The organism is Rhodobacter sp. SY28-1, from assembly GCF_005222785.1.
In the GTDB taxonomy this organism is placed as follows: Bacteria; Pseudomonadota; Alphaproteobacteria; order Rhodobacterales; family Rhodobacteraceae; genus Tabrizicola.
The window spans coordinates 1126400-1152020 of sequence record NZ_STGH01000001.1; the positions used below are offsets into that span (position 1 = coordinate 1126400).

At 66.5% G+C, this 25621-nt stretch carries 21 protein-coding genes and 1 tRNA gene; 11 read left to right on the forward strand and 11 right to left on the reverse strand.

The window, feature by feature from the left end; translation table 11 throughout:
* The first annotated feature begins 81 nt into the window (after positions 1–81).
* Positions 82–1143 carry an efflux RND transporter periplasmic adaptor subunit gene (locus tag E8M84_RS05450; protein ID WP_170971854.1) on the forward strand — a complete coding sequence of 354 codons (1062 nt, stop codon included), beginning with the start codon at positions 82–84 and terminating at the stop codon, positions 1141–1143.
* On the forward strand, positions 1140–4298 hold the full coding sequence (locus E8M84_RS05455; RefSeq protein WP_137110140.1) for an efflux RND transporter permease subunit: 3159 nt from the start codon (positions 1140–1142) through the stop codon (positions 4296–4298). Before E8M84_RS05450 ends, E8M84_RS05455 begins: the two co-directional genes overlap by 4 nt.
* Position 4299: 1 nt before the next feature.
* On the opposite strand, the gene E8M84_RS05460 is transcribed toward E8M84_RS05455, so the two are convergent.
* The 3 genes from E8M84_RS05460 to E8M84_RS05470 form a co-directional block, all read right to left on the reverse strand.
* On the reverse strand, positions 4300–4950 hold the full coding sequence (locus E8M84_RS05460) for a pyridoxamine 5'-phosphate oxidase family protein (RefSeq protein WP_137110141.1): 651 nt from the start codon (positions 4948–4950) through the stop codon (positions 4300–4302).
* Between the two features lie 354 nt (positions 4951–5304).
* A tRNA-Ala gene (locus tag E8M84_RS05465) sits at positions 5305–5380 on the reverse strand.
* 105 nt (positions 5381–5485) lie between these two features.
* Positions 5486–5821 carry a TIGR02300 family protein gene (locus E8M84_RS05470; protein WP_137110142.1) on the reverse strand — a complete coding sequence of 112 codons (336 nt, stop codon included), beginning with the start codon at positions 5819–5821 and terminating at the stop codon, positions 5486–5488.
* Between the two features lie 124 nt (positions 5822–5945).
* On the opposite strand from E8M84_RS05470, the gene E8M84_RS05475 reads away from it, so the two are divergent.
* Positions 5946–6638: a M48 family metallopeptidase gene (locus tag E8M84_RS05475; RefSeq protein WP_137110143.1), complete on the forward strand. Its 693-nt coding sequence runs from the start codon at positions 5946–5948 to the stop codon at positions 6636–6638.
* Between the two features lie 33 nt (positions 6639–6671).
* Complete coding sequence (locus tag E8M84_RS05480; RefSeq protein WP_137110144.1) at positions 6672–7319, forward strand: GntR family transcriptional regulator; 648 nt, start codon at positions 6672–6674, stop codon at positions 7317–7319.
* A 120-nt stretch (positions 7320–7439) separates the two neighbouring features.
* On the opposite strand, the gene E8M84_RS05485 is transcribed toward E8M84_RS05480, so the two are convergent.
* Entirely contained in the window at positions 7440–8231 is a 792-nt protein-coding gene (locus tag E8M84_RS05485; RefSeq protein ID WP_137110145.1) for a phytanoyl-CoA dioxygenase, read from the reverse strand.
* A 209-nt stretch (positions 8232–8440) separates the two neighbouring features.
* On the opposite strand from E8M84_RS05485, the gene E8M84_RS05490 reads away from it, so the two are divergent.
* From E8M84_RS05490 to E8M84_RS05500, 3 genes are all read left to right on the forward strand, one after another.
* On the forward strand, positions 8441–8833 hold the full coding sequence (locus E8M84_RS05490) for a DUF1801 domain-containing protein (protein WP_137110146.1): 393 nt from the start codon (positions 8441–8443) through the stop codon (positions 8831–8833).
* 101 nt (positions 8834–8934) lie between these two features.
* The gene (locus E8M84_RS05495) at positions 8935–9846 is read left to right on the forward strand and encodes a pirin family protein (protein ID WP_137110147.1); all 912 of its coding nucleotides are present in this window, start codon (positions 8935–8937) and stop codon (positions 9844–9846) included.
* Between the two features lie 116 nt (positions 9847–9962).
* A complete protein-coding gene (locus tag E8M84_RS05500; RefSeq protein WP_137110148.1) occupies positions 9963–10709 on the forward strand; it encodes a class I SAM-dependent methyltransferase in 747 nt (248 codons plus the stop codon).
* On the opposite strand, the gene E8M84_RS05505 is transcribed toward E8M84_RS05500, so the two are convergent.
* On the reverse strand, positions 10706–13219 hold the full coding sequence (locus E8M84_RS05505; protein ID WP_137110149.1) for an ABC transporter permease: 2514 nt from the start codon (positions 13217–13219) through the stop codon (positions 10706–10708). The two genes, E8M84_RS05500 and E8M84_RS05505, sit on opposite strands and share 4 nt — an antisense overlap.
* Positions 13216–13911 carry an ABC transporter ATP-binding protein gene (locus E8M84_RS05510; RefSeq protein WP_137110150.1) on the reverse strand — a complete coding sequence of 232 codons (696 nt, stop codon included), beginning with the start codon at positions 13909–13911 and terminating at the stop codon, positions 13216–13218. Before E8M84_RS05510 ends, E8M84_RS05505 begins: the two co-directional genes overlap by 4 nt.
* A gap of 97 nt (positions 13912–14008) precedes the next feature.
* Here E8M84_RS05510 and E8M84_RS05515 point away from each other — a divergent pair, with 97 nt between their 5' ends.
* Positions 14009–14608 carry an arylesterase gene (locus tag E8M84_RS05515; RefSeq protein ID WP_346763680.1) on the forward strand — a complete coding sequence of 200 codons (600 nt, stop codon included), beginning with the start codon at positions 14009–14011 and terminating at the stop codon, positions 14606–14608.
* 44 nt (positions 14609–14652) lie between these two features.
* Here the strand turns inward: E8M84_RS05515 and E8M84_RS05520 are convergent, their stop codons facing one another.
* Positions 14653–16263, reverse strand: coding sequence for an SDR family oxidoreductase (locus E8M84_RS05520; RefSeq protein ID WP_137110152.1), 1611 nt, complete (start codon positions 16261–16263; stop codon positions 14653–14655).
* Positions 16260–16706 (reverse strand): thiol-disulfide oxidoreductase DCC family protein, encoded by a 447-nt coding sequence (locus E8M84_RS05525; RefSeq protein WP_137110153.1) that lies wholly within the window; start codon positions 16704–16706, stop codon positions 16260–16262. The genes E8M84_RS05520 and E8M84_RS05525 overlap by 4 nt, the downstream gene beginning before the upstream one ends.
* Positions 16707–16825: 119 nt before the next feature.
* Between E8M84_RS05525 and E8M84_RS05530 the strand changes: the two genes are divergently transcribed.
* Both E8M84_RS05530 and E8M84_RS05535 read left to right on the forward strand, forming a co-directional pair.
* Positions 16826–20401: a hydantoinase B/oxoprolinase family protein gene (locus tag E8M84_RS05530; RefSeq protein WP_137110154.1), complete on the forward strand. Its 3576-nt coding sequence runs from the start codon at positions 16826–16828 to the stop codon at positions 20399–20401.
* A gap of 85 nt (positions 20402–20486) precedes the next feature.
* Positions 20487–21179 carry a tellurite resistance TerB family protein gene (locus tag E8M84_RS05535; protein WP_137110155.1) on the forward strand — a complete coding sequence of 231 codons (693 nt, stop codon included), beginning with the start codon at positions 20487–20489 and terminating at the stop codon, positions 21177–21179.
* Between the two features lie 33 nt (positions 21180–21212).
* Here E8M84_RS05535 and E8M84_RS05540 read toward each other — a convergent pair whose 3' ends face one another.
* The gene (locus E8M84_RS05540) at positions 21213–22043 is read right to left on the reverse strand and encodes an SDR family oxidoreductase (RefSeq protein WP_137110156.1); all 831 of its coding nucleotides are present in this window, start codon (positions 22041–22043) and stop codon (positions 21213–21215) included.
* A 27-nt stretch (positions 22044–22070) separates the two neighbouring features.
* Positions 22071–22601: an SH3 domain-containing protein gene (locus E8M84_RS05545; RefSeq protein WP_137110157.1), complete on the reverse strand. Its 531-nt coding sequence runs from the start codon at positions 22599–22601 to the stop codon at positions 22071–22073.
* A 215-nt stretch (positions 22602–22816) separates the two neighbouring features.
* Between E8M84_RS05545 and parC the strand changes: the two genes are divergently transcribed.
* Positions 22817–25129 carry a DNA topoisomerase IV subunit A gene (gene parC / locus E8M84_RS05550; protein WP_137110158.1) on the forward strand — a complete coding sequence of 771 codons (2313 nt, stop codon included), beginning with the start codon at positions 22817–22819 and terminating at the stop codon, positions 25127–25129.
* 6 nt (positions 25130–25135) lie between these two features.
* Here the strand turns inward: parC and E8M84_RS05555 are convergent, their stop codons facing one another.
* The gene (locus E8M84_RS05555) at positions 25136–25573 is read right to left on the reverse strand and encodes a GFA family protein (protein WP_137110159.1); all 438 of its coding nucleotides are present in this window, start codon (positions 25571–25573) and stop codon (positions 25136–25138) included.
* Between the last annotated feature and the right edge of the window lie 48 nt (positions 25574–25621).

Below are 25621 nucleotides of genomic sequence, written 5' to 3' on the forward strand. Positions count from 1 at the left end.
AGAAAACACCTTCCTATCAACGACTTGCCCCGGGTGCTGCCGATCATGCCGAAATTTCATCGAATTGCCGCCCTTTGCGTGATGGCTGCCGCTACGGCATGGATCGCCACCGGAGAGTTTTCGTCGGTGGGCAGTGCGCAGACCTCCGAGGGTCAGGAATCCCCTACGTCCGAGGTGGCGCCGGTCGAGAATGCGCCGCTGGTCCGTACCGTTTCGGCGGTGGAGCCGGTCTTTGTCGACCATGCCCGCGCCATCCGGCTGTCGGGCATTACCGAGGCCGACAAGCGCGTGGAACTGGCCGCGCGGGCCGAGGGGGTCATCGCGTCCTTGTCGATGACGAAAGGCGGCATGGTCGAAGCCGGGGCCGTGGTGATGGAGTTGGAGGGGCCCGAGACGCTGGCCCAGGAAGAGATCGCCCGCATCGCGCTGGAGCAGAAAGAGCGTGACCTCGCCGTGGCGCAAAAGCTGTTCGAAGGCGGCAGCACCTCGGAATCGAACCTCACCAATGCCCGGTCCGCCCGCGATGCTGCGCAGGCCGAGTTGAACCGCGCCCGTGCGGCGGCCGACCGGCTGCGCCTCAAGGCGCCGTTCGGAGGCGTGGTCGATACCGTCTTGGTGGAACTGGGCGAATGGGTGCAGACCGGGGCGCCGGTCGCCACCATCCTGTCGCTGGACCCGATCCTGGTTAAGGCCGAAGTCAGCGAGGTTGACCTTGGCGCGGTCTCCGTTGGCTCGACCGCAAAGGTGCGGCTGGTGAACGGGACCGAGATGGACGGGACCGTGCGGCTGGTCGCGCGCGAGGCCTCGGCCCAGACCCGGACCTTCCCGGTGGAAATCGCGCTGCCGAACCCGCGGATGACGCTGCCCTCGGGGATGACGGCCCAGGTTTCTCTGTATGCCCAGCCGGTCCGCGCCGTCGTCGTGCCGCGCTCGGTCATCACGCTGTCGGACAAGGGCGAGCTTGGTTTGCGCGTGGTCGGCACCGACAACGTGGCCCAGTTCGCGGTGGTGCAGATCATTGACGACACGCCCGAGGGGTTGGTGGTGACTGGCGTGCCCGAAGGCGTCCGCATCATCACCGCCGGGCAGGACCTGGTCCGCAATGGCGACACGGTCGAAGTTGCTTCTGGGGTCGGCCAATGAAGCTTGTCGAAACCGCCATCGCCAACGCGCGGCTGACGATCTCGGTCCTGCTGTTCCTGATGCTGGCCGGGACGATGGCCTATATCTCGATCCCGAAAGAGGCCGAGCCGGACATCCAGATCCCGATCCTCTACGTCAGCATGCATTATGACGGCATCTCGCCCGAGGACAGCGAGCGGCTGCTGCTTCGCCCGATGGAGACGGCGCTGAAGTCGATCACCGGCATCAAGAAGATGACCGCGACCGCCTATCAGAACGGCGGCAACGTCCTGATCGAGTTCCAGGCCGGGGCCGACCTGAAGAAGGCGCTGGACGATGTGAAGACCAAGGTCGACCAGGCGCGTCCGGAACTGCCGGACGGGACCGACGAGCCGACGGTGAACGAGGTCAACCTGTCGGAATTCCCGATCCTGGTGATCACGTTGTCGGGGGACGTGCCAGAGCGGGTACTGGCCAAATCGGCGCGCGCATTGCGGGACAGGATCGAGGAACTGCCCCCGGTCCTGAACGCCGATCTGCAGGGGGTGCGCGACGATCTGGTCGAGGTGGTGATCGACCCCGGCAAGCTTGCGACCTATGGTCTGCGGCCCGACATCCTGATCGCCGGTTTCGCCGCCGGGAACCAGCTTGTGGCCGCCGGGGCCCTGCAGGGGGCCGAGGGGCGCTATGCGATCAAGGTGCCGTCGCTTCTGGAAACGATCGAGGATGTGGCGAACCTGCCGGTGGTGTCGACGGGCACCGCGACGGTCCGCGTGCGCGATATCGCCGACATTCTGCCGACGCTGAAAGAGCCCGAAACGGTGACCCGCCTGAACGGTGTTCCGGCCGTCGCGATCGAGGTGTCCAAGCGGTCGGGCGCGAACCTGATCGAGACGGTCGACCAGGTGAAGGCGGTGACCGAGGAGTTCAAGTCGCTGCTGCCCGAGGGCACCGAGGTCACCTTCAGCCAGGACAAGTCCAAGGACATCAGGCAGCTGCTGTTCGACCTGCAGAACTCGGTCCTGACGGCGGTGATCCTGGTCTTCATCGTCATTCTCTACGCCCTGTCGGTCCGTGCCTCACTGCTGATCGGCCTTGCCATTCCCGCATCCTTCCTGATGGGGATGCTGGCGCTGTCGCTGTGGGGCTACACGGTCAATATCGTGGTGCTGTTCAGCCTGATCCTGGCTGTGGGGATGCTGGTCGACGACGCGATCATCGTCACCGAATATGCCGAACGCCGGATGTCCGAAGGGATGGAAAAGCGTGAGGCCTTCGCAATGGCCTCGCACAAGATGACTGGGCCGGTGGTCGCCGCGACGATGACGCGGGTGGCGGCCTTCTCTCCGCTGCTCTTCTGGCCGGGGATCGTTGGCGAGTTCATGAAGTACCTGCCGATCACGCTGATCGTCACGCTGTCGGCCTCGCTGGTCTACGCACTGATCTTCGTGCCGACCCTGGGTGCCCTGATCGCGAAGCCCTTCAAGCACCCGCCGGAACACAAGGACGGCCCTTACATGTGGGTTGTCGGCAAGGCGGTGCGGCACCCGGTCATCATGCTGTTTCTGGCCATCGGCCTCCTGGTCTCGGTGCCCTTCGCCTACGCCAAATACGGCAAGGGCATGATCTTCTTCCCCGATGTCGAACCCGAGTTCGGCCTTCTCTACGTCAAGGCACGCGGCAACCTGTCCATCGCCGAGAAGGATGCGCTGGTTGCCCAGGCCGAGGCGCGTATCCTTGGCTGGCCGGGGGTGGAGACGGTCTACACCCGGACCGGCCAGGGCGGGGGCGGCATGGGGCAAGAGGTCGATGCCGACGTGATCGGCACCATCCAGTACGAATTCGTCGACTGGCGCGAACGGAAGAACGCGAACGCCATCCTCGCCGACCTGCGGCATGCGATGGTGGGCATCCCGGGCGTGGACATCCAGGTTTCTGTTCCGCAGGCCGGGCCGCCCACAGGGAAGGCGATCCAGATCCAGCTGTCCGCCGACGACCCGACCTATCTGAACGAGGTCGCCCAGCAGGTCGCGACCCGGCTGGCCAGCGTTCCCGACGTCATCGACATCTCGAACGGCCTGCCGCCGCCCGGCGTCGACTGGGAGCTGCAGGTCGACCGCGCCGCCGCCTCGCGTTACGGCATCGCGCCCTCGACCGTGGGGGCAATGGTGCAACTGGTGACCGGCGGGCTGAAGCTGTCGGACTATCGCCCTGCCGGGGCCGACGACGCGGTGGACATCGTCTTGCGCCTGCCTGCCGACCAGCGGACGATCTCCGCCCTTGACCAGCTGCGCATCCAGACGGCGGAAGGATCGGTTCCGATTTCGAACTTCGTGACCCGCAAAGCCGCGCCGACGACGGGCACGCTGACCCGGCTGGACGGCGCGCGGACCGTGACGGTGCAGGCCGGCATCCGTGAAGGCGTGCAAGCCGACGCGATCTATGCCCAGGTGACTGCGGCGCTGGAGGAGGCGAAGCTTGACCAGTACGGCATCCGCTGGAAACTGGCCGGTGAGGACGCCGAGCAGGCCGAGGCCGGGGCCTTCCTGTCCAAGGCATTCGCCGCGGCGATCTTCCTGATCTTCATTGTGCTTCTGGCGCAGTTCAACAACTTCACCTCGGTCTGGCTGGTGCTGTCGGCGGTCGTCATGTCCACGATCGGCGTCCTTCTGGGCCTGATGATCATGGGGCAGCCCTTCACCATGGTGATGACCGGCATCGGGATCATCGCGTTGGCGGGCGTGGTTGTGAACAACAACATCGTGCTGATCGACACCTACGACACCCTGCGCCGCGAGGGGCGGCCGAAGATCGAGGCGATCCTGCAGACCTGCCGCGAACGCGCCCGCCCCGTGGTCCTGACCGCGCTGACCGCAATCTTGGGCGTGCTGCCCATCGCCTTCGGCCTGAACATGGAGCTACTTAGCCATGAGGTCACGATCGGCGCGCCCTCGACGCAGTGGTGGATCGCGCTGTCCAGCGCCATCGTCTACGGGCTGGCCTTTGCCACGGTCCTGACCCTGGTCATCATCCCGTCGATGCTGATGCTGGTCACCCGGGCCGACAATCCGAAGCCCTGGTTCTGGCAGCGGCAGAAGCGGCGCGAGTGGTATGCGAAGTACCGGCCGGAAAAGCTGCGGACCGGCGGTCGCAGGGGCGCCCAGCCCGCCGAATAGGTCAGTACATCGACTTGCGGTAGTCGGCCTCCAACCCCTCGTCGATCTTCCGCATCTCGGCCGGGTCCTGCGGTGCGCCGTTGGTCTGGTCGAGAATCATCTTCAGCAGGCTGGGCATTTCCTTGCGGTCCTGCCGCGCCTCCGGGTCCCACAGGCGCGAGCGGCGGAAGGCCTTGGCGCAGTGCAGGAAGACCTCGGACACCGAGACGACGATGGCCAGCGTCGGCGTGCGATCATTGACCGCCATGGCGCGCAAGAGTTCGGGGTCGGTCGACAGCCGCGCCGTGCCGTTCACACGCAGTGTGTCGTCAAAGCCGGGCACCATGAACAGAAGACCGACATTCGGGTTGGCAAGGATGTTCGACAGCGTGTCCAGCCGGTTGTTGCCGGGCCGGTCCGGAATCGCGAGCGTCCGGTCGTCCAGCACCTGCACGAATCCTGTCGGATCGCCGCGCGGGCTGACATCGGCGCGGCCCTCGCTGTTTTGCGTGCCGATGGTCAGGAAGGGCGAGCGGCGGATGAACTCCCGCGCGTGGGGGTCCAGAATCCCCAGCGATTTCAAGGCGGCCAGCGCGTGGGTCGCCGGGAAGAGCGCCCGCAGGGCCGTTTCATCCTGGACGAAGAGTTCGGGGTTCGGACTTGTGGCTGGCATGGGATGTCCTGCGAAATTGGGTGGGGCGGTCGTGCCGGTCGAAACGGGAAGCGGGGCCATCAAAGCGGAAGCGGACAAAAACGCAAGAAATAGTTCAGAAGGAAAAATATATATATGAGCCTGAAAGCGGGCGGAGCCGGTAGAAGACGCCCGCTCGGGGCAAGTTGGTGTGATAGCGTTGTCCAATCTCACCCAGTTGCGCGTGAGGCAAGCTAGAATCCTCGGCGCTATGGGTCAACGACTAGGCTGATTTGTTTCAGGCTCTGAAGTTTCTGCGCTGCGGCAAGCGCAAAACCAAAACGGCCCGCTTCGTCAGAAGCAGGCCGCTTTAGGTGTGAACCCGAAGGTTCTCTTTGGTGGAGCCAGGGAGGATCGAACTCCCGACCTCTTGAATGCCATTCAAGCGCTCTCCCATCTGAGCTATGACCCCACCGGAGAGAAGCATCGCGGCGCTGCCGTCGCGATGCCGGCTATCTAGGACAGGTCGCCGGGGGCTGCAAGGGGGAAAATCGCCCTTGTCGCCCGGCGGTTGCCCTCAGACTTCTTCCTCGTCGCCCGGCACGTCGGCGAGGTCGTCGAGCGAGACGTTGTCGTCTGCGTCGTCTTCCAGAAGATCGTCGTCCAGTTCGGAATCATCCGCGACGGCGCCGTCCAGCAGCGCGTCTTCGGTTTCCAGATCCTCGACCAGAACGTCGTCATCCTTCTCAGGCACCGCGCGCGAAATGACCGAGGCGGCCATCTTGCGACGAACGGATTCGATGTCCACGACCTCGCCCGTGTAGGGGCTGACGATCGGGGTTTTGTTCAGGTCGTAGAAGCGCTTGCCGGTCGTCGGGCAGATGCGCTTCGTGCCCCATTCTGCTTTGGGCATAGTGATCCCTTTGGATGGTGGGTCAGCAGGAAAGCTGCCGCTTGCCACAAGGCTGCGCGACTGTCAAAGCCTTTTGTGTGCTGCGGGAAATGGCTATCGTCCGCGAAGGTTTCAAGGGGTTTTCATGGCCGTCCTGCCCGGCTCTCCTCCTGTCGAGGTCCATCTCAAGCGCTCGCCCCGGGCGCGGCGCTTTTCGCTGCGGGTGTCGCGACTGGATGGCAAGGTCACCCTGTCGATGCCGCTGCGGGCGCGGGAGGGGGAGGCGCTGGCCTTCCTGCGCGGCCACGAGGGCTGGCTGCGCGAGACGCTGGAGGCCATGCCGGATGCGGCGCGGCGTCCGGTGGGCCTCGGGTCGGTGATCCCGGTCGAGGGGCGCGAGTTGATGATTGCCGCCGGAACCGGGCGTGGCGTGCGGGTCGAGGATGACCGCCTGCTGGTGCCGGGCGATTCGGCCACTGCGGGCGCGCGGGTCGCGGCCTGGCTGAAGGTTCTGGCGCGGGACCGGCTGGCGCGGGCCTCGACCCATTATGCAGGACTAGTCGGGCGGCCCTATTCCTCGCTCGCCCTGCGGGACACCCGGTCGCGCTGGGGCTCCTGTTCGCCGGACGGGCGGCTGATGTATTCCTGGCGGCTGATCATGGCGCCGCCTGCCGTCCTTGACTACGTCGCCGCGCACGAGGTCGCGCATCTGGTCGAGCTGAACCATTCCCCGGCCTATTGGGCGGTGGTGGACGGGATCTATCCCGGCTGGCAGGCCCGGCGGGCCTGGCTGCATGACAATGGCCAGACCCTGCACCGCCTGCGCTTTCAGGATTGACCGTCCGGCCCGGCGGGTGTTCCCCTGCGGCCCATGCTGACCCCGCGTCCCACCGATCCCAACGCCGCCGCGCATGAACGGCTTTACCGGTCGCTGCGCCAGCAGGTGATGCATGGCGAGCTGGACCCCGGCCAGTCGCTGACGCTGCGTGGCCTGGGCAAACAGTTCGGAGTCTCGATGACCCCCGCGCGGGAGGCGGTGCGGCGTCTGGTGGCCGAGGGGGCGCTGACGCTGTCGTCTTCGGGTCGGATCTCGACGCCGGAACTGACCCCGGAACGGATCGAGGAACTGGCGGCGATCCGGGCGCTGCTGGAGCCGGAGATGGCGGCCCGGGCGCTCCCGAGGGCCCACTTCGCGCTGATCGAGAGGCTGACGGCGATCAACCTGATGAATGGTGAGGCGGCGGTCCGGGGGGATGCGGTCACCTATGTCCGCACCAACCTGGAGTTCCACCGGACGCTCTACCTGCGCGCCCAGACCCCGGCGATGCTGGCGATGTGCGAGACGGTCTGGCTGCAGCTGGGGCCGACGATGCGGGCGGTCTATGCGCGGGTCAAGCGGAGGGAGCCGCCCCATCACCACCGGATGATCCTGGCGGCCCTGAAGGCGGGGGATGAGCCGGGGTTGCGGCTGGCGGTGCGGACCGACGTGACGCAAGGGCTGCGGCATCTGGCGGGGTGAGTGTCCACGGTGGACAGTCGTGGATGCTTGAAAGAAAACAATAGGTTGGCTGCGGGCATTTACCGAAAGTTAAGGTCTGCACATTCCGGGCGGCAGGTCTCCCCACCGCCCGGGGAACGCTCAGAACGTCAGACTGCAGGCCTGACGGATTGCGATCTGGACCGGGGACGGTGGCAGGGCCGGATTGAACTCGCCCACCGGAAATAGCGGCGGTTGCGCCATGAAGCGCGGCTGCGTTCCGCGATGCGCCTGGGCGGCGTGGACGAGGAACGGATGGCATAGATAGACGGTGCCCGCAGGCCCGATTGCCAGCGCCTCGGGGCAGTGCGCCGTCGAGGCAAAGCCGTCGGCGGCAAGCTGACGCAGGGTCAGGCCTGCCTCGCCATGCGGCAGAAGCTGACGGGCGATAACGCTGTGTGATCCCCCACGGATGCGGGTCGGTGCGTCCTCTGGCCCGACGTCCGAAAAGAGGAACAGCATGAGAAGCGCCCGCCCGGAGCTTTTAACGTTCACCCGCCATTCCATGAAGTCGGGATGATCGGTGCCGAAGCTGACATCGACATGCCAGCCGTCGTCGCCGGGGCTGGTGGGCGAGGGGAAGCGGATCGGGAAGGAGCCGAGACCCGTTGGTGCGACCCAGCGGCCCGCGCCGACAAGCTGATCATATGCCCGGTGCAGCCGCGGCGTGTTCGCGGCGGCCACGAAGGGCGGAGTGCCCATGAAGGGGACACGGACCACCGGCGCGGTCCAGGTTTCGTGCCTATCCGGCGAAAGACCGATCTGCTCCCATAGGGCGGACCGGCATTCGGCGGCAAGATCGGCTGGGAAGGCATCGTCCAACCGGACGAAGCCCTGATTGATGAAGTGGGTCACCTGACCCGGTGTCAGGTCGATCTGAGGAGATACAGGCATGATGAAAGGTCCTTCGGCCACGCGGGCCGGATGCGATCTGGATCGGCACGCAACGGTGCCGGGCGACGGGGGCGCCTCAGACCAGCGGGAAGAAGGTAGACATGAACATCATGCGCAGACGATAGGGGGCCGGGGGCTCTGGGACAATCCGCTTCCTTATGGCGGTGCCTAAAGTTGTGTGGTGCCCGCGCCATGGGTAGGGTGTCTGGATGAAACCCGAGACCATCGACGCCTACCACGCGCTTCAGAATCCCGATGACCGGGCGATCTGCGACCGACTGCGCGCCGAGATCAAGGCCGGGCTGCCGGAGGCCGAGGGCAAGATCTGGCACCGGCATCCGGTCTGGTTTCTGGCCGGGAATCCGACCGTGGGTTACAGCAAGCAGAAGCGCGGCATCCGGCTGATGTTCTGGAGCGGTATGGGGTTCGATGAGCCCGGGCTGCTTCCGGGGACGGGAAAGTTCAAGGACGCTTCCGTCTTCTACATTTCGGCAGATCAGATCGACCCCACCGATCTGCAGCGCTGGCTGGATAAGGCCCGGCATGTGCAATGGGATTACCAGAACCTGATGCGCAAGGGCAGGCTGGAGCGGCTCGTCTAGGGTTCTTCGGTGCATCCCTGCACAGATGCCCCCCGCATTTGCGCCTTGGCCTATGGGCCGCCTGGCCCCATCTTCAGCGCAACGCAATTCAGGAGAGACCCATGTCCATCCGTCCCGTCATCGAGACCCGCCGCGCCCAGCCCCATATCGAGGGCGCTGGCGTCCATCTGCACCGCGCCTTCGGGTTCCAGGACCCGACCGAGGCGGACCCGTTCTTGCTGTTCGACGACTTCCGGGGGGACCACCCGCGCGACTATTCGGCGGGGTTCCCGTGGCATCCGCATCGGGGGATCGAGACGATCACCTATGTGCTGGCCGGGACCGTGGAGCATGGCGACTCGCTGGGCAACCGGGGGATCCTCGGGCCGGGGTCGCTGCAGCTGATGACCGCCGGGCGGGGCATCCTGCATCAGGAGATGCCGAAGGGTGATGCGCAGGGCCGGATGCATGGCTTCCAGCTGTGGGGCAACCTTCCCGGGCGGCTCAAGATGACCGCTCCACGCTATCAGGACATGCCGGCCGAGGCGCTGCCGGAACGGCATGAGGATGATGGCACCAGCATTCGCGTGGTCATCGGCGACTATCGCGGGGTCAAAAGCCCGGTGGATGGCATCGCCGCGGACCCGCAGTATCTGGATGTCTATGTCCCGGCGGGGAAGCGGAAGACCTTCAAGGTCGATACCCGCCGCCGCGCCTTTGCCTATGTGTTCGAGGGCTCGGCCAGCTTCCGCGATGCGGCGCGGCCGGAAGGCGTGCTGCTGGAGAAGGAAGTGAAGGGCCAAGAGGTTAACATTCGCGACCTGTCCGGCAACCGCACGCTGGTCCGCTTTGGCGCGGGTGATGAGGTGACGGTGACGGCGGGGCCGGACGGGGTGCGGTTCCTGCTGGTCAGCGGCGCGCCGATCGAGGAGCCGGTGGCCTGGGCCGGGCCGATCGTGATGAACACCGAGGCCGAACTGCGCCAGGCCTTCACCGAACTGCGCAACGGGACTTTCATCCGCCCGGCGCATTGATCGGGCAGCCCAAGAATTTTCGCCGAAAATTCTTGGGCGCTGCCACGGGTTGCAACCGGCCAAGGCTCTCGGCATGGTGCGGCGAACGTCGCGCAGGTCAGCCCGAGAGAGCCCACATGTACAACAAGCCGCTTGGAATGCAGTACCGCCGGTTCCTGGCCACGCTGCATTCCCAGCTTTTGTTCGACTGGTATCTGGAGGTTGGCTGCCGGTCGGGGGAAAGTTTCGCCCCCGTCCGGTCGAAGACTATCGCGGTCGACCCGTTCTTCCGGGCCGAGATCAACATCATCGGGTCAAAGCCCGCGTTGCATGTGTTCCAGGCGACGAGCGATGACTTCTTTGCGAATGGCTTTCTGGCGCGGAACGACATCCGGCTGAGCCTCGCCTTCCTTGACGGGATGCACCTGTTCGAGTTCCTGCTGCGCGACTTCCTGAACACCGAGGCGGCGATGGACCCGAAGGGGGTGATCCTCTTGCACGACTGCGTGCCCTACGGGCTGAAAATGACCCGGCGTGATCTGGACAACCTGCCGGAGGGGGCCTGGACGGGGGATGTCTGGAAGCTGATCCCGATCCTGCAGCAGTGGCGGCCGGAGCTGACGATCACAGTGCTGGATTGCCAGCCGACGGGTTTGGTCGCGGTCAGCGGATTGGACCCGAAGAACCGGGTGCTGGCGGACAACTACGACCGGATCGTCGCGGATTTCACTGACATGGACATCAAGCAGTTCGGGGTCGAACGGTTTTTCGCGTCCTTCGAATACACCGGCGCGCGGCTGGTGGCCCGCAAGGTGTTCCAGATGTTCCGCCCCGTTGCCTTGCCCGAGGAGACGGCGTTGGTGCCGCAGCAGATCACGCCCTAGTCCTGTGCGCGGAGCGTCCCGGCCGGGCGCGCGTTGAGCGGGCGGATCGCGAAGAAGAGGCCGGCGAGAAGCGTGGCCAGAACGCCGCCCGCGACGATGCCGATGGCCGAGACGGGTTCGAAGCGGTAGCTGGAGTCCATCACGAAGGTCATCACCGCCCAGCCGGAAAGGCCCCCGGCGATCACCGCGACCACGCCTGCGGCGGCCCCCATCAGGGCAGAGCGGAGGGCAAAGCTGGACAGGATCTTGCCGCGCGTGGCGCCAAGGGTCTTCAGGATCGCGGATTCGTAGATCCGGGCGCGCTCGCCTGCCGCCGCCGCCCCGATCAGGACGACGAAGCCGGTGATCAGCGTGCCTGCGGCGGCCCAGGCGGTGGCGGTGGCGATGGCGGACAGGGCTTCGGCCACGCGGTCCACGGCCTCACGGATGCCGATGGCGGTGATGTTGGGCCAGGTCTTGGTGACGTCCTTCAGGATCTGGGCCTCAGCCTCGGGCGGGGCGTAGACGGTGGCGATGTGGGTGTGGGGGGCCCCGGCCAGCGCTGCGGGGTTCAGGGTCATGACGAAGCCCATCCCGGCGTTGGAAAAGTCCACCTCGCGGAAGGACGTCACGGTTGCGGTCAGGTCGCGGCCCAGGATGTTGACGGTCATCGTGTCGCCGAGCTTCAGGCCGATTTCCTCGGCTTCCTCGGTGGCGAAGCTGATCTGCGGGTCGCCCTGGTAATCCTCGGGCCAGAAGGTCCCGTCGGTGATCCGGGTCTTGGCGCCGGGGGTGGCGGCGTAGGTGATGCCGCGGTCGCCGCGCACGACCCAGTGGTCGCCTGCCACTTCGCGGGCGGGCTTGCCGTTGATCTGGGTGATGACGCCGCGCAGCATGGGGGCGGTTTCCATGTCGGTCACGGCGGGGTTCGCGTCCATCATCGCGAGGAAGGGGTCGATCTGGTCGGGCTGGATGTCGACGAAGAAGAAGGCGGGCGCGCGGGTGGGCAGGTCGGTGGCGATGGCTTGGCGCAGGTTCCAGTCGATCTGGCCCACGGCAGCAAGGACCGAGAGGCCGAGGCCGAGGGAGAGGACGACGGAGGTGGCGTCGGACCTGGGTGCCCCGATGGCGGACAGGGCGGCACGGGTTGCGGGGCGGCCGTGGGTGAGTTTGGTGCGGGCGAGTCGTTTGGTGGCCCATCTCAGGCCCGCGGCGGCCAGCGCCAGGATGAGAAGCGCGCCGAGGACGCCACCTGCCGCGCCAAGGGCAAGCTCGGGGATGCCGGAGAGCCAAGTGGCGCTGCCGATGAGCGCCAGTGCCGCGAGTGCGAGGGCGGTGAGGTAGCGTTTCCTCGGCCAGGCGCGGGTGCCGGAGCCGCCACGGTACAGGGCGGCGGGGCGGATACGCTCGGTCCGGGCGAGGGGGAGGAGGGTGAAGATCAGGGCGGATAGGGTGCCGTAGAAGGCGGCCTCCACCAGCGCCATGGGGGAGAGGCGGATTTCGGCCGGGAAGGGGAGCGAGGCTTCGATCAGGGGGGCGGCGAGGAGGGGGACGATAGCCCCAAGGGCAAGGCCGAGGGCGATGCCGAGGGCCGACAGGATCGCGGTCTGCCAGAGGTAGCTGCGGAAGATCAGGCCACCTTCCGCGCCGAGGGTCTTCAGCGTGGCGATGGTTTCCACCTTGCCATCCAGATAGCTGCGGATCGCGGCGGAAATGCCGACGCCCCCGACGGCCAGACCGGCAAGGCCAACAAGGACGAGGAAGCTGCCGATGCGGTCGACGAAGCTTTCAATCCCCGGCGCGGCGCGGCGGCTGTCGGTCCAGCGCATGCCCTTGTCGCGGAAAGTGGTTTCGGACTGTTCCTCAAGGGCTTGCAGGTCCGCGCCTGGGGGCAGGATCAGGCGGTAGCGGGTCTCGTACATCGAGCCCGAGGCCAGAAGGCCTGAGTTGGCCAGAGCGTCGGAATGAACGATGGTGCGGGGGCCAAGGGTGAAGCCGGTGGATGCGGAGTCGGGTTCTCGTGTGAGGGCTGCCGATAGGCGGAACTCCTGTGTGCCGAGGCGGAAGGTGTCGCCGACCGCAAGAGACAGACGCTCGATCAGGACGGGGTCCATGATCGCGCCGGGCAGCCCGTTCTGGTCGGCCAGTGCCTCGGCCACCGGGATCGGCGGGTCAAGCTGGGCCGCGCCGGTCAGGGGCCAGGCATCGTCGACGGCCTTGATCTGGGTCAGCGCCTGGTCGTCCTGCACCAGCGCCATTGAGCGGAAATCGTAGACCTCGGACACCTTGGTGGCGATGCGGTCCATGTAGGCGCGTTCGTCTGCGTCGGCCTGACGGTAGGTGAAGCGCATTTCGGCATCGCCGCCGAGGATCACGGAACCCTGATCGGTCAGGCCTTGCTGGATGCCGGTCCGCAGGGTGCCAACGGCAGCGATGGCGGCGACGCCAAGGGCCAGGCAGGCAAGGAACACGCGGAAACCGCGCAGGCCGCCACGAAGCTCGCGCCGGGCGATGGTGAGGGCGAGGCTCATTCGGCGGCCTTGGCGAGCGCTTCGGGCGCGAGAAGGCCGTCGGCGAGACGGATCACCCTGTCGCAACGGGACGCAAGCTCGGGCGCGTGGGTGACAAGCACCAGCGTCGCGCCGTGCCGGTCCCGCAGGCCGAAGAGGAGGTCCATGATCGCCTGGCCATTGACGCCGTCGAGATTGCCCGTCGGCTCATCGGCCAGAAGGATCGCCGGGCGCGGGACGGCGGCGCGGGCCAGGGCCACGCGCTGCTGTTCGCCCCCCGACATCTGGCTTGGGTAGTGGTGCATCCGTTTGCCCAGACCCACGGAGGTCAATTCCGCCTGCGCCCGGTCGAAGGCATCCGTCGCCCCGGCAAGTTCCAGCGGCAGTGCCACGTTCTCCAGCGCGGTCATTGTCGGAATGAGGTGGAAGGATTGGAAGACAACCCCCATATTCCCCCGACGAAAGCGGGCGAGCGCATCTTCGTTCATCGCGGTCAGGTCCTGCCCCAGCGCCAGAACCTTGCCGCCGGTGGCACGCTCCAACCCGCCCATGAGCATGAGGAGCGACGACTTGCCCGACCCCGATGGCCCGATCAGCCCGACCGTTTCGCCCTTGTGGATGGACAGGGAAATGCCCTTCAGGATCTCGACCGGGCCCGCGTTGCCGGCAAGGGTCAGCCGCGCATCGGATAGCGCGAGGACGGGATCGGTCATGCAAAGGGTCCTTCGGGTTGGGCTTTCAAGGGGATATGGCGCGCTGCGGCGAATGCGCAATGCTGCAATTGCAGTCTTGGCACTGTCAACATTCGCAATGGCTGAGCCGGTCACGATCGTGGCATTGGGCGACAGCCTGACGGCGGGCTATGGGCTGGCGGACCAGTCGCAGGGCTTTGTCCCGGTGCTGGAGGGCTGGCTGAAGGCCCGGGGGCATGATGTTGCGGTGCAGAACGCGGGCGTGTCAGGCGATACGACGGCGGGGGGACTTGCCCGGATCGGTTGGGCGCTGGGGCCGGAGGCGGATGCGCTGATCGTGACCCTCGGCGGCAACGACCTGTTGCGCGGGCTGGACCCGGTGGCGTCGAAGGCGAACCTGGAGGGCATCCTAAAGGAAGCAGCGGCCCGGCAGTTGCCGGTCCTCCTGGTGTCGATGAAGGCGCCGGGGAATTTCGGGCCAGAGTACAAGGCGGCCTTCGACGGGATGTATGGCGAGTTGGCAGGGGCCTATGGGACCTTCCTGGCGGACGACTTCTTCGGTGGCCTGCGCGCGGCAGGAGCGGACCCGACCGATCCGGCGTCGATGGCGGCGTTCATGCAGGCGGACGGGCTGCATCCGAACCCCGAGGGGGTGAAGCTGATTGTCGAGGGGCTGGGGCCGAAGGTGGAGGAGTTGCTGAAGGAAGCCGGGTCCTGACGAGGCAAGCCCAAGAATTTCGACGAAAATTCCTGGGTGGACCTTCAGCCTGGTGGTGATGGGTCTTCGGGCGCGCTTGGGGACAGCGTTCCCCGGTAGTGGACCATCAGCCCGCCAGTCAGGGGTGCCGTCAGGCAGACGTCGAAATGGAAGCGGCCGTTTTCGGCATGCTCGCGCGTGTCGGACCCGGGAAGCGCCCAGCGGGGCAGCGGGATCGGGCCGACGCGCCCTGCAAGAACGGGGTAATGCAAGGCGCCGTCCTTGACCGTCAGGCCCAGCGTGAAGGTGAAGGGGCCGAAGCGTTCGGTCATGCCTTGCGGAGTGGCCTTCAGGTGGGACTGGAAGCTTCGGGTGCCAAAGCGGCGGGTCCAGGTTTCGCCCTGGGCCGTGACGGTCTTGGTGACCTCAACCTCGGTCTCTTCGGACGCTGCCGGGAAGCGGAACAGTGTGGCTATCAGTCGACTCCAGGCCTGCGTGCCCCGGGTGACCGAAGCCCGACCGGTCCAGCGAGTGGTTGCGGCGGTCAGGTGGGTGGCGCGGATCGCCTTGGGCAAAGCGGTGAAGGCCGGGCCAAGGACGCGCGGGAAGATCGGGTCCAGGGTCTCGGACTGGCGTTCGCAGCGGATGGACAGGTCGGAAAGTGCCGCCTCGATCTCGTCGAGGGTGACGGTCTCCAGTGCGGGAGTGGCGCCGACGGGCAGGTCCGGTCGGCGCAGGAGGGCGCGGATTGCGATGGCGGGGACGAAGGGGCCGTCGCCATGCGTGGCCAGAAGCGACCAGCGGAGGCGGTGGGTGGCGGTGGTGACGGTGACGGACATGCCGCCGGTCCCGGTGCCGAAGGGGGCGAGAAGGTCGGCAGCCAGTCGGAAGGCGCGGACCAGGGGGGCGGTGACGGGGAAGGGGAGCACACGGCGGAGTGTGGCGAAGGCGGCAAGGCCGTAGCGCATGATGCCGAGTTCCAACCCTGCGCGGAATTCGACGGTCTCGGCGCCGAAATGGGCGGGGAACAGGCGGGTGTCGGGCACCTCGATCCGCCAGCCTTGCCGGGACAGGCCACCAAGGAGGGCGTAGTCCTGCGGGGCGGACCAGCCGGGGACGGTGGTCCATCGGCCCGCATTGTAAAGCGGGTATGGGCGGCCTGCCTGAGCAAGAATCGAGGCCATGACCGACAGGCCACGGGGGCTGCGGTTGCCGGGCAGGATCGCGCTGTCGATGTGAAGCGGGCAGTCCGTTCCGGCCAGCGCCCGGACGGCGGCACTGGAGATCGCGGGGACCGAAGAGAGGCCGGAGATGGCGGCCTTGTTCGCGGTGCGGGCCTCGGCATCCAGCGCAGTGATCCCGGCGCAGAAGGCGGCGTTGTCGGCAAGGTCGAGGTAGTGGCTCCCAGCCGCGAGAGCGGCCTTGGCGAGGCGGTAGGGGTCGGCTCCGTAGGCGTGGAAGGGCCCGGCTGCGTCGATGATGACCTGATAGCCGTGGAGTGCGGAGAGGTCTCCCTTTCGGTCAAGCTGCAGGGCGGTGGCGTTCAACTCGGCGGCAAGGGACTGAGCGGCGGGCAGGCCACGGGCGGCGATGGTGATCTGGTGGCCGTCGCGGGCGAGAAGCCGGGCCAGGCGTTCGCCGAAAACTCCTGTGCCGCCAAGGATCAGGACCTTCATCGCAGGATGCGGCGCTGCAGGGCGGGGTCAGGCAGGGCGCAGAGGTCGGCGCGGCCGAACAGGCGATAGCGGTTGCGGGCGAGGCGGCGGTAGAGCCAGTCTCGCAGGGGTCTCGGGATCAGGCGAAGGGCGAGGGTCAGGTGACCGAAGCCGCCATAGCGGCGACCGGCATGCAGGACCGCCTCGAAATCCTTGTGGGCGGTGCCTTCGTCAAGAAACATCCAACTCGCCGGGTCCTGCGGGTCAAGGCCGTAGTGGCGCAAGAGCGCCGTGCCCAGCGGCGACTGGATCGGGCAGATCCTGGTGGTTCCGGCGCGGTCCAGCCGGTGGATCATCCGCGCGCCCCAGCTGCAGATTGCGCATTCAGCGTCCATCACGGCGACGAGGGCACTGTCGTCGAAGGCCGGGACGGCCGGGTCGTCGCGGTAGGACCAGGGGCGCATGGGCCGATGTTCGGTCGCGGCGCGCAGGAAGGCAAGCGGTCGCCCTGTGGCCAATGCGCGCGGTAGCGGCTTGCAACTTGCTGGGGCTGGCGTCACCAAGGGTGGCAGGAGGACAGGGCATGGCGTGGGAATTCTGGATCGACCGGGGCGGCACCTTCACCGATGTGGTGGGACGGTCTCCGGACGGTCGGCTGGTCACCGCAAAGCTCTTGTCGGAAAACCCCGAACGCTATCCGGACGCCGCGGTGCAGGGCATCCGCGACTGTCTCGGTCTCGGCCCAGGTGAGCCGATCCCGGACGGGGCAATTGCGGCGGTGAAGATGGGCACGACCGTTGCGACAAATGCACTGCTGGAGCGCAAGGGAGAGCGTGTTGCCCTTCTGATCACCGAAGGTTTCGGTGACCTCTTGCGGATCGGAACGCAGGCGCGGCCGGATCTCTTTGCGCTGAACATCAGACGGCCGGATCTAATTTACGAACAGGTGTTCGAAATCCCTGGGCGGCTGGATGCCGACGGGATGGAGGTGCGCCCGCTGGATGAGGCCGCAGTGCTTGATGCTTTGACCAAGGCGCGCGCCGATGGCATCGCGGCAGTGGCGGTGGCGCTGATGCATGGCCATGTGAACCCGGTGCATGAAGCACGGGTGGGTGAGCTGGCCCGTGCGGCGGGGTTCACCCAGATTTCCCTGTCATATCAAGTCTCTCGTCTGGCCAAGCTGGTCGCGCGGGGGGATACGACGGCGGTTGATGCCTATCTGTCGCCGATCCTGCGGCGCTATGTGGCGCAAGTCGAAGGCGCGCTGGACATGGGCCGGGCAACGGGTCGGCTTCTGTTCATGCAGTCGAACGGCGGGCTGACTGAGGCGGGCCGGTTCCAGGGCAAGGATGCCATCCTGTCCGGTCCGGCCGGGGGCATCGTGGGCATGGTGCGGACCGCGCAGGTTGCGGGATTTGACCGGCTGATCGGCTTTGACATGGGCGGGACCTCGACCGATGTCAGCCATTATGCCGGCCAATATGAACGATCGTTCGAGACCGAGGTCGCAGGCGTGCGGATGCGCGCGCCAATGATGGACATCCACACCGTCGCGGCGGGCGGTGGGTCGATCTGCAGTTTCCGGGACGGACGTTTCCAGGTGGGACCGGAAAGTGCCGGGGCCAATCCGGGACCGGCCAGCTATCGCCGGGGCGGGCCGCTGACGATCACCGATTGCAATGTCATGCTGGGGCGGCTGTCGCCTGCCCATTTCCCTGCGGTCTTCGGCCCGGGTGGCGACCAGCCGCTGGATGTCGAGGCGGTGCGGAGGGGATTCCAGACGCTTGCGGCAGAGGTGGAGACCATAACGGGACGACGCGACCCGCCCGAAGTGATCGCCGAAGGCTTCCTGCGCATCGCCATCGACAACATGGCGAATGCGATAAAGAAGATCAGTGTCCAGCGCGGGCATGATGTGACGGGCTACGCGCTGCAGTGCTTTGGTGGCGCCGGGGGGCAACATGCCTGCGGCGTCGCCGATGCTTTGGGAATGAAAACCGTTTTCATCCATCCACAGGCGGGCGTCCTGTCGGCCTTCGGAATGGGTCTGGCGCAACTGCGGGTGCTGCGGGAGGCCCAGTTCGATGCCCCGCTTTCCGCGTTGGTTGAGGCCCGCAAACGGATCGAGGCCCTTGCCGCGGAGGCGGTCGCCGAACTCGCGGCGCAAGGGGTGGCCGCGCCTGCCGTGACCCGGACCGCGCATCTGCGCTATGAGGGCCAGCACCAGTCACTGCCGGTTCCATTTGACGAAGCCGCTGCCATGGCGGATGCCTTTGCCGCAGCGCATCAGGCGCGGTTTGGATTTACCTCGCCCGAGCGCGCACTTCTGTTCGAGATACTGGCGGTCGAGGCCGAGGGCGGCGGGGCTGACCTTCCCGACATGGCACCGGCATTGGGGGCCGGAACGCCGGAAGGGCAACTGCCCGTCTGGGCAGGCGGCCAATGGCAGGACGTGCCGCTTTACCGGCGCGACGCCTGCGGCACAGCTACCCGGATCAGTGGTCCCGCCGTGATCTCGGAGGCGACGGGAACCGTGATCGTCGAGCCAGGTTGGGAGGCGACCGTCGATGCGCAGGCCAACCTGATCCTGGGCCGGGTGACCGCCATTGCCCGCCCCCCGGCAGCGGGAACCGAGGCAGATCCGGTTCTGCTGGAGGTGTTCAACAACCTGTTCATGTCGGTGGCCGACCAGATGGGCGCGACGCTGGCCAACACGGCCTGGTCGGTCAACATCAAGGAACGCTTGGATTTTTCCTGCGCGATCTTCGATGCGGCGGGCGATCTGGTCGCCAACGCTCCGCATGTGCCCGTGCATCTGGGGTCGATGTCCCACGCGGTGAAGACGGTTATCGCGGCGGTCGGCGCGACAGCGCGCGAGGGTGATGCCTGGATGCTGAACTCGCCCTGGAACGGTGGGACGCATCTTCCCGACGTGACGGTCATCACCCCGGTCTTTGTGGACGGCAGGCCCGCCTTCTGGCTGGGCTCGCGCGGTCACCACGCCGACATTGGCGGTCGCACGCCAGGCTCCGGCCCGCCGGACAGCACGACGATCGAGGAGGAGGGCGTGCTGATCGACCTTTTCCCGCTGGTCCGGGCCGGTGTGCTGCAAGAGGTGGAGACGCGGGCTCTGCTGGGGTCAGGCCGTTGGCCCTGCCGGTCGCCGGACCAGAACATGGCCGACCTGAAGGCGCAGATTGCGGCGAACGAAACCGGGCGGCGCGAGCTGTTGCGGGTTGTGGCCCTGCACGGGGCCGAGGTGGTCGCGGCCTACATGGGCCATGTGCAGCGAAACGCCGAGGAATGCGTGCGCGCGGTGATCGACCGGCTGTCGGATGGGGCCTTCCGCTATCCGATGGATATCGGGGCGGAGATTGTGGTGCGGGTCACCGTGGACCGCAGCGCTCGATCAGCGAAAATCGATTTCACTGAGACGAGTGCGCAGCATTCCGGGAACTACAATGCCCCGCAGGCGGTGACGCGGGCGGTGGTGCTGTATGTGTTCCGCACTTTGGTCGGGAAGGCCATTCCGCTGAACGAGGGCTGCCTTAAGCCCTTGGATATCATCGTGCCGGAGGGGACGCTTTTGAACCCGCGCGCCCCGGCGGCGGTGATCGCGGGGAATACTGAGGTCAGCCAGTCGGCCTGCAACGCGCTGTATGGTGCGCTGGGGGTGGTCGCGGCGGCACAGGGGACGATGAACAACTTCATCTGGGGCAATGACTGGTTCCAGAACTATGAGACCATCGCCGGGGGCACCGGGGCGGGGCCGGGCTTTGCCGGATGTGACGCGGTGCAAAGCCACATGACCAACACCCGGATGACCGACCCCGAGGTGCTGGAAAAGCGGTTCCCGGTGCGGCTGGAGGCGTTCGGGATTCGCAAGGGCTCGGGCGGGGCGGGGCAGTGGCGGGGTGGCGACGGGGCGGTGCGGAAGCTCCGGTTCCTGGCGTCGGTAACGGTTACGACGCTGTGCGGCAGCCGCAAGATTGCGCCTTTCGGAGGTGCCGGCGGTGGGCCGGGGGCGGTGGGTGAAAACCTGGTGCACTGGCCGGACGGACGGGTCGAAAAGCTGGACGGTAACGACGAACGCGATCTGCCTGAGGGTGCGGTGTTCGAGATGCGGACCCCCGGCGGCGGGGGCTGGGGGGTGGCGTAGGCGGCAGTTGGCCGGACCCCCGCGCTGTCATTGCGGCGTTGCAGGACGGGCCGCATACTCCGCGCGTCAAAGGTAGGAGGTCAGGATGCTGAACGCGAAATCCCTGTTGGACAACCTCGTGGGCGGTCTCAACCAGATGACCGGGGGGCAGGGCGCCAACGGCCTGACCGACAAGGCGAAAGCGGCCTGGAACAACCAGTCGACCCTGGGCAAGGGTGCGATTGCCGGGGGGCTTCTGGGCGTGCTTCTGACGCGGGGCGGGCGGCGCATGCTGGGGACCGGGCTCAAGATCGGCGGCATGGCGGCCATCGGTGGGCTGGCCTACAAGGCCTATGAGGACTGGAAGGCGGGCCGGTCGGGCGGCACCGAGGCGACGGCCCTGCCTGCGCCGGAGGGAAGCGCCTTCAACCCCGTGGAGGGCGCAGAGGCGGACGATCTCGCGACGCACATGCTGCAGGCGATGATCGCGGCGGCCAAGGCCGATGGCGAGGTGTCAGAGGCCGAGCGGGCCGCGATTGACCAGCAGCTGGACGTTCTTGGCCTTGGGGCCGATGCCAACGACCTGATCCGGGCGGAACTTGACGCACCGCTGGACGTGGGGCGGATCGCCGCGCTGGCCGGGTCAGAGGCGGAGGCGGCTCAGCTGTACACGGCCTCGCTTCTGGTGGTGGATGAGGCGAACCCGGCGGAGAAAGGGTATCTCGCGATGCTGGCGGCGCGGATGAACCTGGATCAGGCGCTGGTCGACAATCTGCATGCCGAGGCCGCGCGTCTGTAGCGGATAGCGATTTCCCGGCGCAGAATCTGGCGCTTAGCCCTTGGCGATCAGCCAGTCCAGCGCGCGGGTCGGCAGGATGCGGCGGGCAACGCCCATCAGATAGGTGGGTGTCGTCACATAGTAGCGCGCCTTCGGGCGGCTGGCTTCCAGCGCATGGATCAGCTTCTGCGTGACCGCCTCGGGGCCAAGCTCGAACGTGTCCTTCTTGACCTTCTTGTCGTAAAGCCGACCGCGCAAGGAGACATACTGCTCGCGCCGGGCGGAGTTTTCCCAGTCCACCCACTTCTCGAAATGCGGCACCGCATTTTCACGGATCCTGGTGGCGATGGGGCCGGGTTCGATAAGGATCACCTCTATCCCCGTCCCGCGCATCTCGATCCGCAACACGTCGGTCAGGCCTTCCATCGCGAACTTGGTCGCGACATAGGCCCCGCGCCAGGTCATGCCGACAAGGCCGAGGACCGAGGAACAGTTGATGATCCGCCCGTGGCCCTGCGCCCGCATCAGCGGGATCACCCGGCGGGTCAGGTCGTGGTAGCCGAAAAGGTTGGTTTCGAAGATTGCCCGCAAGGCGCCGCGTGGCAGGTCCTCGACCGCGCCGGGGCAGGCGAAGGCACCGTTGTTGTACAGCGCATCCAGTGTGCCCCCGGTCCGCGCGACGACCTCGGCCACGGCGGCGGCGATGCTGTCTTCATCGGCATAGTCCAGGCGGAAGCTTTCCAGCCCCTCGGCACGCAGCCGGTCACAATCCGCCTCTTGCCGACAGGTCGCAAAGACCCGCCAGCCCCGCGCATGAAGCGTGCGTGCCGCATCCAGACCGATGCCCGAAGAGCATCCGGTGATCAGGATCGAACGTTGGGTCATCAGGGGCTCCCGAGCGGCAAGAGCCCCTCAGGGGGCCTCGGGGCTCAGGTAGCGCATCGCGACGAAGCCTTCCACCCCGTCGCCCTGGATCACGATCCGCGCCCATTCGTCATTGACCGCCTGCACCAGAAGAGTTGCCTCGCCGGACCCAAGCTTGCCCAGCACTTCCGCGTCGGTCGAAGGTTCGGCGCGGACGTTCACCGAATTGGCCACGACGTACCAGATTGTCCCCGTCCCACCGTCGACGACTTCGGGGGCTGCTTGCGGGGCGGGCGCTTCGGGAACGGTTTCGTTGCCGACCGAGGACAGCGAAAAGACCGGCTCCTCGATCTCTGTGACCAGCGTGCGTTCCGGTTCGACATAGGGTTCGGGCTCGGCACGCGCGACCACCGGGGCGGGGTCAGCGACTGCGGGATTGGCCACGGGTTCTGCAACCTCGGGTTTGGCGGCCGGAGCTGCTGCGACGACGGTCACTGCCTCGGTCTCTGCGGTCGGCACAGCCGAATCAGGACCATCGGCGGCCTTCCGTGCGGCAGCTTCGGCCAGGCCCGGCCGCATCTGGCCGCGGTCCTCCCCAGCAATCATTAGGGCGGCAAACAGGCCGGCACACAAAATAAGCGTCAAGCGCAGCATCTGGAATCCGTCTTTCTCTTTCGGCCCTCTTAGCACAGGCGCCGGGTGGGAGTGCAGGAAAAATGCACAAGCATAGAGATGGTTCCAGAGGGCGAGTTTGCCATCTGGACCCGTGACCATGTTTTCCCTACACAACATGCATGAGCGCAGATGATGACGAGCCCAAGATCGAGGGCCCAGAGGGCCTGACAACCGCCGAACCGCTGTCCCGCGCGATCGGTGAGCGGTATCTGACCTATGCGCTGTCGACCATCATGCACCGCGCCTTGCCGGACGCGCGCGACGGGCTGAAGCCGGTGCACCGGCGAATCCTCTGGGCGATGCGGCGGCTGCGGCTGACGCCGACGGGGGGCTTCCTGAAATCGGCCAAGATTTCTGGCGACACGATGGGGGATTTCCACCCGCACGGGGATGCCGCGATCTACGACGCGATGGCGCGTTTGGCGCAGGATTTCAACATGCGCTACCCGCTGGTCGACGGGCAGGGCAACTTCGGCAACATCGACGGGGATAACCCGGCGGCGTCCCGCTATACGGAGGCCCGCGTCACGGCTGCTGCCGAGGCGCTGATGGAAGGCATCGACGAAACCGCCGTCGATTTCCGCCCGAACTACGATGGCCGTCTGGAAGAACCGGTGGTGCTGCCCGCCGCCTTCCCGAACCTTCTGGCCAATGGTTCCAGTGGTATCGCGGTCGGGATGGCGACGAACATCCCTCCGCATAACCTGGATGAGCTGATCGACGGCTGTCAGGCGCTGCTCGCCGATCCTTCATTGACGGACGAGGCGCTGGTCCAGCTGATCCCCGGCCCGGATTTTCCGACGGGCGGGGTGATCGTGGAACCGCGCGACAGTATCCTTGAGGCCTATCGCACGGGGCGCGGCGCCTTCCGCACCCGCGCGAAGTGGGAGGTCGAGGATCTGGGCCGCGGGACGTGGCAGATCGTCGTCACCGAGATCCCGTTTCAGGTCCAGAAATCCAAGCTGATCGAAAAGCTGGCCGAGCTTATCCAGATCAAGAAGGTTCCCCTCCTGGCCGATGTCCGGGACGAAAGCGCCGAGGACATCCGCCTGATCCTGGAACCCCGTGCCCGCAACGTCGATCCGGACGTGCTGATGGGAAGCCTGTTCAAGAACTCGGACCTTGAGGTGCGCTTCTCGCTGAACATGAACGTGCTGATCGACGGCAAGGTGCCGAAGGTCTGTTCGCTGAAAGAAGTGCTGCGCGCCTTCCTTGACCATCGGCGGGACGTGCTGCGGCGGCGCTCGCTCCACCGGATTGAGAAGATCGACGCGCGGCTGGAGGTGCTGGAAGGGCTTCTGATCGCCTTCCTGAACCTCGACCGCGTGATTGACATTATCCGATATGACAACGACCCCAAAGCCGCACTGATGGCCGAGGACTGGTCGAAATCGCACATCCGCGCGACGTCGGAAAAGGACTACCGGCCGCCTGCCAAGGGGCAGGGTGTGCTGACCGAGGTGCAGGCCGAAGCGATCCTGAACATGCGGCTGCGCAGCTTGCGGCGGCTGGAGGAGATGGAGCTGAACGCCGAGCGTGACGCTCTGGCCAAGGAACGCGCCGACCTCGCCGACCTGCTGGACAGCGAGCGCCGTCAGTGGAAGCGCATCGGCAAGGAACTGGACGAGGTCCGGAAGCTCTACGGGAAGGGCACCGCCCTTGGTGCTCGGCGCACCCAGTTTGCCGATGCCACTGAAATCGAGGAGATCCCCTACGAGGCGATGATCGACCGCGAGCCGATCACCGTCATCTGCTCGAAGATGGGCTGGATCCGGGCGATGAAGGGCCATGTCGATCTGGCGGCGGAACAGAAGTTCAAGGACGGCGACGGCCCGCGCTTTGCCTTCCATGCCGAGACGACGGACAAGATCCTGCTGGTGGCCGAGAATGGGCGGTTCTTCACGCTGCTGGGCGCGAACCTGCCGGGCGGGCGCGGAATGGGTGAACCGGTGCGCCTGATGGTGGACCTGCCGAACGACACCGGGATCACCGATCTTTTGATTTACCGGCCTGGCCAGAAGTACCTGCTGGCCTCCAGCGCCGGCGACGGGTTCATCGTGCCGTCCGAGGAGCTTCTCGCCCAGACCAAGGCCGGGAAGGCCGTGCTGACGGTGCGGGACGGGGTCAAGACCGCCGTTTGCGTCGCGGTGGCGGGGGACATGGTCGCGGTGGTGGGCGACAACCGGAAAATGCTGGTCTTTCCGCTGGACGAGCTGCCGGAGATGGCCAAGGGCAAGGGCGTCCGGTTGCAGAAGTACAAGGACGGCGGGCTATCGGATGCGATCACCTTCGTGAAGGCCGAGGGTCTGTCGTGGAAGGACCCCGCCGGGCGCACCCGGACCGAGACTGACCTTCTGGAATGGACCGGCGCGCGCGCCAGCGCCGGCAAGATGGCCCCGCGCGGGTTCCCGAGGGACAATCGGTTCACCTGACCCTGGTCACTTGCGGAAGCTGCCGTCTGCCCCGAATGCAGGTTGCGTTTCGTGGCTGGGGATTGCCCCAATGTCTGAAAGCCAGCCCGGCGCCGACCGGACCCAAAGCTGCATGCGGGGAACCAGCTCGGCGCGCTGCCGAAGGGCGCCGACCCGCAGTCCGAGGGCGCGGGGCTCGGGCGCAACTGGCGCCGAGTAGATCGGCGTGCCGCAGTCCGGACAGAACGCCTGTTCGCGCTGCTGTCCGCTGTCTGCGGTCTTGCGATAGATGCGAGGGCTGCCTGAAAGCAATCTGAAGGTGCGCGGTACCGACTGGGCGACGACCCGGAACGCTGTCCCCGACAAGGTCTGGCAATCGCTGCAATGACAGAGCAGGACCCTGTCGTGGTCGACTTCGGCCTCGAACGTGATGTGGCCGCAATGACACCGGCCATCGACTTTCATGGCACTTCTCCAAGTCAATCAGGTGACCAGTCTACCACTCGCCGGTGC

Excerpts from the sequence above, each read along its gene's own strand:
- E8M84_RS05490 (WP_137110146.1), top strand. The coding sequence starts at position 8,441 with ATGAAACCCGAGACCATCGACGCCTACCACGCGCTTCAGAATCCCGAT.
- E8M84_RS05500 (WP_137110148.1), top strand. The coding sequence starts at position 9,963 with ATGTACAACAAGCCGCTTGGAATGCAGTACCGCCGGTTCCTGGCCACG.
- E8M84_RS05545 (WP_137110157.1), bottom strand. The coding sequence starts at position 22,601 with ATGCGGCCGGGCCTGGCCGAAGCTGCCGCACGGAAGGCCGCCGATGGT.
- E8M84_RS05485 (WP_137110145.1), bottom strand. The coding sequence starts at position 8,231 with ATGCCTGTATCTCCTCAGATCGACCTGACACCGGGTCAGGTGACCCAC.
- E8M84_RS05535 (WP_137110155.1), top strand. The coding sequence starts at position 20,487 with ATGCTGAACGCGAAATCCCTGTTGGACAACCTCGTGGGCGGTCTCAAC.
- E8M84_RS05450 (WP_170971854.1), top strand. The coding sequence starts at position 82 with ATGGCTGCCGCTACGGCATGGATCGCCACCGGAGAGTTTTCGTCGGTG.
- E8M84_RS05475 (WP_137110143.1), top strand. The coding sequence starts at position 5,946 with ATGGCCGTCCTGCCCGGCTCTCCTCCTGTCGAGGTCCATCTCAAGCGC.
- E8M84_RS05525 (WP_137110153.1), bottom strand. The coding sequence starts at position 16,706 with ATGCGCCCCTGGTCCTACCGCGACGACCCGGCCGTCCCGGCCTTCGAC.
- E8M84_RS05520 (WP_137110152.1), bottom strand. The coding sequence starts at position 16,263 with ATGAAGGTCCTGATCCTTGGCGGCACAGGAGTTTTCGGCGAACGCCTG.
- E8M84_RS05455 (WP_137110140.1), top strand. The coding sequence starts at position 1,140 with ATGAAGCTTGTCGAAACCGCCATCGCCAACGCGCGGCTGACGATCTCG.
- E8M84_RS05470 (WP_137110142.1), bottom strand. The coding sequence starts at position 5,821 with ATGCCCAAAGCAGAATGGGGCACGAAGCGCATCTGCCCGACGACCGGC.
- parC (WP_137110158.1), top strand. The coding sequence starts at position 22,817 with ATGAGCGCAGATGATGACGAGCCCAAGATCGAGGGCCCAGAGGGCCTG.
- E8M84_RS05480 (WP_137110144.1), top strand. The coding sequence starts at position 6,672 with ATGCTGACCCCGCGTCCCACCGATCCCAACGCCGCCGCGCATGAACGG.
- E8M84_RS05510 (WP_137110150.1), bottom strand. The coding sequence starts at position 13,911 with ATGACCGATCCCGTCCTCGCGCTATCCGATGCGCGGCTGACCCTTGCC.
- E8M84_RS05530 (WP_137110154.1), top strand. The coding sequence starts at position 16,826 with ATGGCGTGGGAATTCTGGATCGACCGGGGCGGCACCTTCACCGATGTG.
- E8M84_RS05555 (WP_137110159.1), bottom strand. The coding sequence starts at position 25,573 with ATGAAAGTCGATGGCCGGTGTCATTGCGGCCACATCACGTTCGAGGCC.
- E8M84_RS05515 (WP_346763680.1), top strand. The coding sequence starts at position 14,009 with ATGGCTGAGCCGGTCACGATCGTGGCATTGGGCGACAGCCTGACGGCG.
- E8M84_RS05495 (WP_137110147.1), top strand. The coding sequence starts at position 8,935 with ATGTCCATCCGTCCCGTCATCGAGACCCGCCGCGCCCAGCCCCATATC.
- E8M84_RS05540 (WP_137110156.1), bottom strand. The coding sequence starts at position 22,043 with ATGACCCAACGTTCGATCCTGATCACCGGATGCTCTTCGGGCATCGGT.
- E8M84_RS05505 (WP_137110149.1), bottom strand. The coding sequence starts at position 13,219 with ATGAGCCTCGCCCTCACCATCGCCCGGCGCGAGCTTCGTGGCGGCCTG.
- E8M84_RS05460 (WP_137110141.1), bottom strand. The coding sequence starts at position 4,950 with ATGCCAGCCACAAGTCCGAACCCCGAACTCTTCGTCCAGGATGAAACG.